Source organism: Pseudomonas sp. RIT-PI-a (assembly GCF_001187875.1).
Classification (GTDB): Bacteria; Pseudomonadota; Gammaproteobacteria; order Pseudomonadales; family Pseudomonadaceae; genus Aquipseudomonas; species Aquipseudomonas coleopterorum.
Map to the genome: position 1 here is coordinate 41287 of NZ_LGIR01000021.1, position 9678 is coordinate 50964.

A 9678-nucleotide genomic window follows, 5' to 3' on the forward strand; every position below is an offset into this window, starting at 1 on the left:
TTCTCCTTCAACGTCGATCAAACGAGTTCTTCATCCTCGTTCACCCGGTCGCGCAATTCCTTGCCGGGCTTGAAATGCGGAACGAACTTGCCATCCAGGCTTACTGACTGACCTGTCTTCGGGTTACGCCCGACACGCGGCGCGCGATAGTGCAGGGAAAAGCTGCCGAAACCGCGTATCTCGATCCTGTCACCCGTGGCAAGGCACTGGGACATTTGTTCAAGCATGGTCTTGATGGCCAGTTCCACATCCTTGGATGAAAGTAGACCTTGATGGGTGACAATACGTTCGATCAATTCCGACTTCGTCATATTTTTCCCTTCTTTATCAAGCAGCTAGATCAGCGCTTAGAAGGTTTTAGCATGGCTTGACAGATTTGAACAGCCCGACTCTTGACTTCTTCGCAATCAGTTGTCGGTGCACTATTTGAACGCACTGCTCTTGCGGCATTTGACGATCATGCTGCGCGTGGAATAACCGGCAGGGTTGAGACCGAAGACGTAGTCATCGGGGTCTTCCTTGGCATCACTGGACTTGGCCAAGGTGCGGTAGCCCGCAGGTCCACAGGCGGACTCGGCTTCTTTCTCGCATTGCGCCCAGGACGAAGTGAGTCCCGAACAGTTGATGTGCAATCCGCGGTTGCCACGCTTGCCGTGGGAGGTGGAGGTGGCGGCGCAGGCGGTCACCAGCAGCAATGCTGCGATGAGCAAGGTAAATTTCATGACTCGGGCCTTGTCTACTTCAGGATGGACACGGGTTCAGGAGTAACGGCGAAATCGATCAACAACGACAGGCCACCTACCCTATCCAAGTAGCTGGCCGATTGCTAATTTACTTCAGGCGGGTTTCAGTGCGATGACTCGGAAGATTGTAACTATTCGTACAACACCGCTTTGACCTGTCATCCCTGGCTGTTGCAGCGCACGAACATGGTCCGACTGGCCATGCCGGGATTCCAGCCCAGGAAGCCATCCTCCGGGTCCTCCTTGACATCCGATGTCTTTGCCAAGACCTTGTAGCCTGCCGAGCGGCACGATTGATGGGCCTTGTCATAGCACTTGCCCCATGACGAACCCAAGCCACTGCAGTTGATTTGCAACGCCTGCATGCCCCGATAATCTCGTTTGACCACCGATGTGGTGGAGCACCCGGACGTCAGGCCAACTACTACGAACAGCATCGCGGTTACTACGGTTTTCATCCCTGGAGGTCCTTGGGTATTCACTTATGCCTTTGAGCCTCCCAGGCACTTTTAAGTTCGGCATCCGTTTCTGCTGATCGGTACGAAACACAAATCGCAGGCACAAAAAAGGGCGACCGAAGTCGCCCTTTTTCTACAGGTCAAACAGAACTTAGTTCTGCTTTTCCATCTGAGCACGCAGCAGGTCGCCCAGAGTGGTCGGACCGGCAGCGATATCCGAAGTGGCTGGCTTGTCGCGCAGGCTCTGGATAGCTTCTTTCTCGTCTTCAACGTCTTTCGATTTGATCGACAGTTGGATGACGCGGGACTTGCGGTCGACGCTAATGATCTTGGCTTCGACTTCTTCGCCTTCCTTCAGGACGTTGCGAGCGTCTTCAACGCGGTCACGGCTGATTTCGGAAGCTTTCAAAGTGGCTTCGATGTCGTCGGCCAGGGTGATCACAGCGCCCTTGGCGTCAACTTCTTTAACGGTACCGCGAACGATAGCGCCTTTGTCGTTGACAGCAACGTAGTTGGAGAACGGATCGTCTTCCAGTTGCTTGATGCCCAGGGAGATGCGCTCGCGCTCTGGATCTACCGACAGGATGACGGTGTCAAGCTCGTCGCCCTTCTTGAAACGACGTACGGCTTCTTCGCCCACTTCGTTCCAGGAGATGTCGGACAGGTGAACCAGGCCGTCGATGCCGCCGTCCAGACCAATGAAGATACCGAAATCGGTGATCGACTTGATGGTGCCGGAGATCTTGTCGCCCTTGTTGAACTGGCCAGAGAAGTCTTCCCACGGGTTCGACTTGCACTGCTTGATGCCCAGGGAGATACGACGACGCTCTTCGTCGATGTCCAGAACCATGACTTCCACTTCGTCGCCGACTTGTACGACTTTCGAAGGGTGGATGTTCTTGTTGGTCCAGTCCATTTCGGAAACGTGCACCAGGCCTTCCACGCCTTCTTCCAGCTCTGCGAAGCAGCCGTAGTCGGTCAGGTTGGTCACGCGCGCCATGACGCGAGTGCTTTCTGGGTAACGTGCCTTGATGGCAACCCATGGGTCTTCGCCCAGTTGCTTCAGGCCCAGGGATACGCGGTTACGCTCGCGATCGTACTTCAGAACCTTGACATCGATCTCGTCGCCAACGTTGACGATTTCCGATGGGTGCTTGATACGCTTCCAGGCCATGTCGGTGATGTGCAGCAGGCCATCGACGCCACCCAGATCGACGAATGCGCCGTAATCGGTGAGGTTCTTGACGATACCCTTGACTTGCTGACCTTCCTGCAGGGATTCCAGCAGAGCTTCGCGCTCGGCGGAGTTCTCGGCTTCCAGGACGCTGCGACGGGAAACGACAACGTTGTTGCGCTTCTGGTCCAGCTTGATGACCTTGAATTCGAGCTCTTTACCTTCCAGGTGGGTGGTGTCGCGCACAGGGCGGACATCGACCAGGGAACCAGGCAGGAACGCACGGATGCCGTTAACGTCGACAGTGAAGCCGCCTTTAACCTTACCGTTGATAACGCCCTTGACCACTTCCTCGGCGGCGAAAGCTGCTTCCAGAACGATCCAGCACTCGGCGCGCTTGGCTTTTTCGCGGGACAGCTTGGTTTCGCCAAAGCCGTCTTCTACCGCGTCCAGCGCAACGTGGACTTCGTCACCGACCTTGATGGTCAGTTCGCCAGCGTCGTTGTAGAACTGCTCGAGCGGGATGACACCCTCGGACTTCAGACCGGCGTGGACAGTAACCCAGTCACCGTCGATATCGACGACGATACCGGTGATGATTGCGCCTGGCTGAAGATTGAGAGTTTTTAGGCTTTCTTCAAAGAGTTCTGCAAAGCTTTCGCTCATTTTAATTCCTGTAGATTTGGGCGAAACATACGCCCATCAGCCACGCTCCAGACAACGTGGGTTTCGTTCAAGTAAAAGAAAGCCACCGGGATATTGACTGGGTTCCCGCATGGCTTCTTCGTCACCCGGCGATATCGCGAAGTGCGATCTCGCTCATGATGCGTTCCAACACCTGCTCGATGGACAACTCCGTGGAATCCAGCTGTATGGCATCGGCCGCCGGCTTGAGCGGGGCCACTGCGCGCTGGGTGTCACGCTCATCGCGTGCACGTATCTCATCTAGCAGACTCGACAGACTAACATCGTTGCCGGCTGTCTTCAACTGCAAGTAACGTCTGCGCGCACGTTCCTCGGCGCTCGCGGTCAGGAACACCTTGAGCGGCGCATCGGGGAACACCACCGTACCCATGTCGCGACCATCGGCGACCAGGCCAGGCAGTTCCTGAAACGCCCGCTGGCGCTGCAGCAAGGCATCGCGCACTGCTGGCAGGGCGGCGACCTGAGAGGCGCAGGCGCCGATCTGCTCGTTGCGAATGTCCCGGGTGACATCGTCGCCTTCCAGGACAATGCGCTGTGGCTGGCCATCGGCAGCGGCAATGAATTGCACGTCCAGGTGCGCAGCCATGACCATCAGTGAAGCTTCGTTGCTCAAATCCACGCCGTGATTGCGTGCGGCGTAGGCCAGCAGCCGGTACAACGCGCCCGAATCGAGCAGCTTCCAGCCCAGACGCTTGGCCAGGATACCGGCGACGGTACCCTTGCCCGAACCGCTGGGCCCGTCGATGGTGATGACTGGCGCCACGTTCACGACTTGCCCTCTTCGGCTACATTGATACCCACTTGGGCGCACAGGCCGAGGAAGTTCGGGAACGACGTGGCGACGTTGGCGCAGTCGTGGATGCGGATCGGCGCGCTGGCGCGCAGGGAGGCGACGCTGAAGGCCATGGCGATGCGGTGATCGCCGTGGCCGTGGACTTCGCCACCGCCCATGGCAGGCACCCCGTGACCGACGCCGTCGATGATGATGCCGTCAGCGGTGGGCTCGCATTTGACACCCAACGCTTGCAGGCCGTCGGCCATGACCTGGATACGGTCGGATTCCTTGACCCGCAGCTCTTCGGCGCCGCGCAACACGGTGCGCCCCTCGGCGCAGGCGGCTGCCACGAACAACACGGGGAATTCGTCGATCGCCAGCGGCACCAGCGCTTCGGGAATCTCGATGCCCTTGAGACGGGCAGCCCGCACGTGCAGGTCGGCAACCGGTTCGCCACCGACTTCACGCTGGTTTTCCAGGGTGATGTCGGCGCCCATCAGGCGCAGGATATCGATGACACCCGTACGCGTAGGGTTGATGCCGACGTGTTCCAGGGTCAGGTCCGAACCTTCGGCGATCGAAGCAGCCACCAGGAAGAAGGCGGACGAGGAGATGTCGCCCGGCACCTCGATATGGGTCGCGGTCAACCTGTGCCCGGACTCGACCGACGCCTGCGGGCCGTCGACGTGCACGGGGTAGCCAAAACCACGCAACATGCGCTCGGTGTGGTCGCGGGTCGGTGCAGGCTCGGTGGTGGTGGTCTTGCCTTCGGCCCACAATCCAGCCAGCAACAAGCAGGATTTGACCTGGGCAGAGGCCATCGGCAGGGTGTAGTTCAGCGCCTTGAGGCGCTGTCCGCCGCGAATGACCATCGGCGGACGACCCTCGGCAGCGGTCTCGATGACCGCGCCCATTTCCCGCAGGGGGTTGGCCACGCGGTTCATGGGACGCTTGGACAGCGACGCATCGCCGGTCAGCGTGGTGTCGAAGCTCTGCGCTGCCAGGATACCGGCGAGCAGGCGCATCGAGGTCCCGGAGTTGCCCAGGTAGATCGGCCCTGGCGGGGCCTGCAACCCGTGCAGACCGACGCCGTGGATGGTCACGCGGCCCTGGTTCGGGCCTTCGATGACCACGCCCATGTCGCGGAAGGCCTGCAAGGTCGCCAGAGCGTCTTCGCCTTCCAGGAAGCCTTCGACTTCGGTGGTGCCTTCGGCCAGCGAGCCGAGCATGATCGAACGGTGCGAGATGGATTTGTCGCCCGGTACGCGGATGCGGCCATTGAGGCTGCCGCCGGGTTTGCCCAGGAAGATCAGGTCGTCATTGGAGTTCATAGCGTCCACATAGGCCCGACGGGCCAGGATTTTACTGAAATGCTCGCGGGCCACCCTGGCGCGTGTGAACACGCCCAGCAGGTGATGCCCATCCCCTGCATCGACCGCGTCGCGCAAGGCGTCGAGATCGCTGCGAAATGTATCGAGTGTGCGCAGCACCGCCTCGCGGTTGGCGAGGAAGATGTCGTGCCACATGACCGGATCGCTGCCGGCGATTCGGGTGAAATCGCGGAAACCGCCCGCAGCGTAGCGGAAGATTTCCAGGTTTTCACTGCGCTTGGCCAACGAATCTACCAGACCGAACGCCAGCAGGTGCGGCAGGTGGCTGGTGGCGGCAAGCACCTCGTCATGGCGCTCGACCTGCATGTGCTCCACGTCCGCCCCCAGGGCGCGCCACAGGCCGTCGACCCGGGCCAGCGCCTGGGGCGAGGTTTCGGCCAGCGGCGTGAGGATCACCTTGTGCCGCTTGAACAACTCGGCATTGGCTGCCTCCACCCCGCTCTGCTCGGAACCGGCGATCGGATGGCCTGGCACGAAGCGTGAGAGGTCACCGCCGAAAGCGTCACGATAAGCTCGCACCACATTGCCCTTGGCGCTGCCGACATCGGTGATCACCGCCCGACCCAGATCGAGTCGAGCCAGCGCCGCCAGCAGTTTCTCCATGCCCAGGATCGGTACTGCCAACTGGATCACATCGGCGCCCACACAGGCCTTGGCAAGCTCCGCCTCACAGCGGTCCACCACACCCAGCTCGACGGCGCGCTGGCAGGAACGTGGATCGAGATCGACCCCGACCACTTCATCGGCCAGGCCGCTCTGCTTGATGCCTTTGGCGAAGGAGCCGCCGATCAGTCCCAATCCCACTACCACCAGGCGGCCTATTCTGGCAGCGCCGGGTTGCAATTGCGTGAAATCAGACACGAGCCAGCACCTGGCGCAATGCCTCCAGGAAGCGGCTGTTCTCTTCGGCCAGGCCGATGGTCACGCGCAGGTGGTTGGGCATGCCATAGCCGGCCACCGGGCGCACGATCACACCCTCGCGCAGCAGCCCCTGAAACACCGGACCGGCGTCGCGACCCACATCCACGGCAATGAAGTTGCCCTTGGACGGGATCCACTGCAGACCGAGCTCGGTGAAACCCGCCTCCAGCTGCTGCATGCCAGCGCTGTTGAGTTCGCGGCTGCGCTGCAGATATTCGGTGTCGGTCAGCGCGGCGCACGCGGCAGCCAGCGCCAGGCTGTTCACGTTGAACGGCTGGCGCACGCGATTGAGCACGTCGGCAATAGTGGCAGAAGACAGGCTGTAACCCACGCGCAGCGCGGCCAGGCCATAGGCCTTGGAGAACGTACGCGACACCAGCAGGTTGGGGTAGCGTGCCAGGTAGTCCAGGCCGTCGGGCAAGTCGCCGCCTACGGCGTATTCGATATAGGCCTCGTCGAGCACCACCAGCACGCTGGGCGGAACCGCCGCCAGAAAGTCTTCCAGCGCCTGCGGTCCGAACCAGGTCCCGGTCGGGTTGTTCGGGTTGGCCAGAAACACGATGCGGGTCTTGTCGTCGATCGCAGCCAGCATCGCGGACAGGTCATGGCCGAACTGCTTGGCCGGGACGACCCGCGCGCCGGCATTCACGGCCTGCACGACCAGCGGATAGACGGCGAAGGCGTGCTCGCTGAACACGGCGTTCAGCCCAGGCGCCAGGTAGGCGCGGGCGACCAGTTCGAGAATATCGTTGGAGCCGTTGCCCAGGGTCACCTGGTCGATCTGCACGCGGCACTGCTGAGCCAGCAGGGTCTTGAGGTCGAAACCGTTGCCATCAGGGTAGCGTGTGAGTTCGGCCAGCTCGCGCTCGATCGCGGCGCGGGTCTTGGGGCTTGCGCCCAATGGGTTCTCGTTGCTGGCCAGCTTGATGATGCTGGCCGGGTCCATGTTCAGCTCTCGGGCCAGTTCGTCCACTGGTTTGCCGGGAACGTACGGGGAAAGCTGTTGAACACCGGTCTGGGCCAGGGCAAGGAAATCGGTCATGCGTGCTAACCCTTCTGTTAGAGAACCGCTTTGGGGTACGAGCCGAGCACCTTGAGTGCCACGGCTTCCTGACTGATCTGTTCCAGCACACCCTTGATCAACGGGTCGCGATGGTGGCCGATGAAGTCGATGAAGAACACGTAGGTCCACTTGCCGCTGCGCGACGGACGGGTCTCGATGCGTGTCAGGTCGATGCCGTTGTCATGGAACGGCACCAGCAGCTCGTGCAGGGCACCGGGGCGGTTACTCATGGACACGATGACCGAGGTCTTGTCGTCGCCGGTCGGCGGTACTTCCTGGTTGCCGATGATCAGGAACCGCGTGGCGTTGTCCGGGCGGTCCTCGATCTTTTCGGCCAGGCGCTCCAGGCCATACAGGCCGGCCGCCATGTCGCCGGCGATGGCCGCCGAATTCCATTCGCCCTTGACCCGCTTGGCCGCCTCGGCGTTGCTGGCCACCGCGATGCGCTCCACGTTCGGGTAGTGCGCGTCCAGCCACTTGCGGCATTGCGCCAGGGACTGTGCGTGGGAGTAGATGCGAGTGATGCTATCGGTCTTGGTGTTGTCGCCGATCAGCAGGTGATGGTGGATGCGCAACTCGACCTCGCCGCAGATCACCATGTCGTGCTCGAGGAAGCTGTCGAGGGTGTGGTTCACCGCGCCTTCGGTGGAATTCTCCACCGGCACCACGCCGAAATTCACGGCGCCGGCGACCACTTCGCGGAACACCTCGTCGATCGCGGCCATCGGCTTGCTGATCACCGCATGGCCGAAATGCTTCATCGCAGCGGCCTGGGTGAAGGTGCCCTCCGGACCCAGGTAGGCCACCTTCAACGGGTTTTCCAGGGCCAGGCAGGAGGACATGACTTCGCGGAACAGACGCGCCATTTCCTCGTTGCTCAGCGGCCCCTTGTTGCGTTCCATCACGCGCTTGAGCACCTGCGCCTCGCGCTCGGGCCGGTAGAACACCGGCACCTCGCCTTCGGCCAGCGCCGCCATCTTGACCCGTGCGACTTCTTCGGCACAGCGGGCGCGATCGCTGATCAGCTCGAGGATCTTTTCGTCGAGGCTGTCGATGCGGACCCGCAGGGCCTTGAGTTCATGTTCGGACATCAGCCGTTTTCCTTTTCGAACTCCGCCATGTAGTCGACCAGCGCTTCGATGGCGTCAAGGCCCAGGGCGTTGTAGATGGAGGCGCGCATGCCACCGACCGAACGGTGACCCTTGAGGTTGAGCAGGCCGCGCGCGTCGGCGCCGGCCAGGAACGCCTTGTCCAGACGCTCGTCGGCCAGGCGGAACGGTACGTTCATCCACGACCGGGCGTTGACCGAGATCGGGTTGCTGTAGAACGCGCTGGCGTCGATGAAGCCGTACAGGCGGTCTTTCTTGGCCCGGTTGCGCGCTTCCATGGCGGCAACGCCGCCCTGCTCCTTGAGCCACTCGAACACCAGGCCCGAGAGGTACCAGGAGTAGGTCGCAGGCGTGTTGTACATCGAGCCGTTGTCGGCCGCGATCTTGTAGTCGAGCATGGTCGGACAGGCGCTGCGGGCCTTGCCCAGCAGGTCGTCGCGCACGATGACCACGACCAGGCCGCTGGGGCCGATGTTCTTCTGCGCACCGGCGTAGATGAGGCCGAACTGGGAGACGTCAATGGGCCGCGAGAGAATGTCCGAGGACATGTCGACCACCAGCGGGGTGTCGCCGGTCTGCGGAATCCAGTCGAACTGCAGGCCGCCGATGGTTTCGTTCGACGCGTAGTGCACGTAGGCCGCGCCGGGCGTCAGTGTCCACTCGTTCTGGCCGGGAATGGCCTGGTAGTCGTAGGGTTTGGCACTGGCCGCGACGTTGACATTGCCGTAGCGACGGGCTTCCTCGATGGCCTTCTTCGACCAGATGCCGGTTTCGACGTAGTCCGCCGTACCGCCTTCGGGGAGCAGGTTCAGGGGGATCTCGGCGAACTGCTGGCTGGCACCGCCCTGCAGGAACAACACCTTGTAGTTGGACGGGACGCCAAGCAGATCGCGCAGGTCCTGTTCGGCCTTTTCGGCAATGGCGGTGTAGTCCTCGCTGCGATGGCTCATTTCCATCACCGAGAGACCCTTGCCGCGCCAGTTCAGCATTTCAGCCTGGGCGCGCTGCAGTACGGCTTCGGGAAGCGCGGCGGGGCCTGCGCAGAAGTTAAAGGCTCGATTGCTCACATCCACTCTCGCTCTGCTTGAATTCGGGGCTGACCCGGGTGTGTCTGTCGGAAGATCGGCGGTGCGCCCTTCGCGGGCCAGAGCCCCGCCCCCACAAGTGTTACTAATCCTGTGGGAGGGGGGGTGCGCCCCCGGGAGGGGCACCCCCCCGATCTACTGCCCTACAGCTTACTCCTCGGGCGTTTCGTCCGCGGCCTCTGGCGTCGAGTCACCCTGAGCCAATTCGGAATCGTCCGGCTCAAACTTCCGCACCCTCCACCCCCCCGACCACC

Annotated in this window: 9 protein-coding genes; all 9 read right to left on the reverse strand. The window is 61.7% G+C overall.

Translation table 11 applies throughout. The features are described from left to right. Nucleotides 1-17: 17 nt before the first annotated feature. Nucleotides 18-311, reverse strand: a complete 294-nt coding sequence (ihfB, locus tag AC788_RS14875; protein ID WP_049861359.1) for an integration host factor subunit beta — start codon at nt 309-311, stop codon at nt 18-20. 111 nt (nt 312-422) lie between these two features. Further along, on the reverse strand, nt 423-722 hold the full coding sequence (locus AC788_RS14880; RefSeq protein WP_049861360.1) for a hypothetical protein: 300 nt from the start codon (nt 720-722) through the stop codon (nt 423-425). 179 nt (nt 723-901) lie between these two features. Continuing rightward, nucleotides 902-1201: a hypothetical protein gene (locus tag AC788_RS14885; protein ID WP_049861361.1), complete on the reverse strand. Its 300-nt coding sequence runs from the start codon at nt 1199-1201 to the stop codon at nt 902-904. Nucleotides 1202-1352: 151 nt separating this feature from the next. After that, the gene (gene rpsA / locus AC788_RS14890) at nt 1353-3041 is read right to left on the reverse strand and encodes a 30S ribosomal protein S1 (RefSeq protein ID WP_049861362.1); all 1689 of its coding nucleotides are present in this window, start codon (nt 3039-3041) and stop codon (nt 1353-1355) included. Between the two features lie 121 nt (nt 3042-3162). Then, a complete protein-coding gene (gene cmk / locus AC788_RS14895; RefSeq protein ID WP_049861363.1) occupies nt 3163-3849 on the reverse strand; it encodes a (d)CMP kinase in 687 nt (228 codons plus the stop codon). After that, nucleotides 3846-6107 carry a bifunctional prephenate dehydrogenase/3-phosphoshikimate 1-carboxyvinyltransferase gene (locus AC788_RS14900; RefSeq protein WP_442965545.1) on the reverse strand — a complete coding sequence of 754 codons (2262 nt, stop codon included), beginning with the start codon at nt 6105-6107 and terminating at the stop codon, nt 3846-3848. The genes cmk and AC788_RS14900 overlap by 4 nt, the downstream gene beginning before the upstream one ends. Then, on the reverse strand, nt 6100-7209 hold the full coding sequence (gene hisC / locus AC788_RS14905) for a histidinol-phosphate transaminase (protein WP_049861364.1): 1110 nt from the start codon (nt 7207-7209) through the stop codon (nt 6100-6102). Before hisC ends, AC788_RS14900 begins: the two co-directional genes overlap by 8 nt. Nucleotides 7210-7226: 17 nt before the next feature. After that, nucleotides 7227-8321, reverse strand: coding sequence for a prephenate dehydratase (gene pheA / locus AC788_RS14910; protein ID WP_043187723.1), 1095 nt, complete (start codon nt 8319-8321; stop codon nt 7227-7229). Next, nucleotides 8321-9406 carry a 3-phosphoserine/phosphohydroxythreonine transaminase gene (serC, locus tag AC788_RS14915; RefSeq protein ID WP_049861373.1) on the reverse strand — a complete coding sequence of 362 codons (1086 nt, stop codon included), beginning with the start codon at nt 9404-9406 and terminating at the stop codon, nt 8321-8323. The genes pheA and serC overlap by 1 nt, the downstream gene beginning before the upstream one ends. Nucleotides 9407-9678 lie beyond the last annotated feature (272 nt).

Excerpts from the sequence above, each read along its gene's own strand:
- pheA (WP_043187723.1), bottom strand. The coding sequence starts at position 8,321 with ATGTCCGAACATGAACTCAAGGCCCTGCGGGTCCGCATCGACAGCCTC.
- AC788_RS14885 (WP_049861361.1), bottom strand. The coding sequence starts at position 1,201 with ATGAAAACCGTAGTAACCGCGATGCTGTTCGTAGTAGTTGGCCTGACG.
- hisC (WP_049861364.1), bottom strand. The coding sequence starts at position 7,209 with ATGACCGATTTCCTTGCCCTGGCCCAGACCGGTGTTCAACAGCTTTCC.
- rpsA (WP_049861362.1), bottom strand. The coding sequence starts at position 3,041 with ATGAGCGAAAGCTTTGCAGAACTCTTTGAAGAAAGCCTAAAAACTCTC.
- AC788_RS14880 (WP_049861360.1), bottom strand. The coding sequence starts at position 722 with ATGAAATTTACCTTGCTCATCGCAGCATTGCTGCTGGTGACCGCCTGC.
- ihfB (WP_049861359.1), bottom strand. The coding sequence starts at position 311 with ATGACGAAGTCGGAATTGATCGAACGTATTGTCACCCATCAAGGTCTA.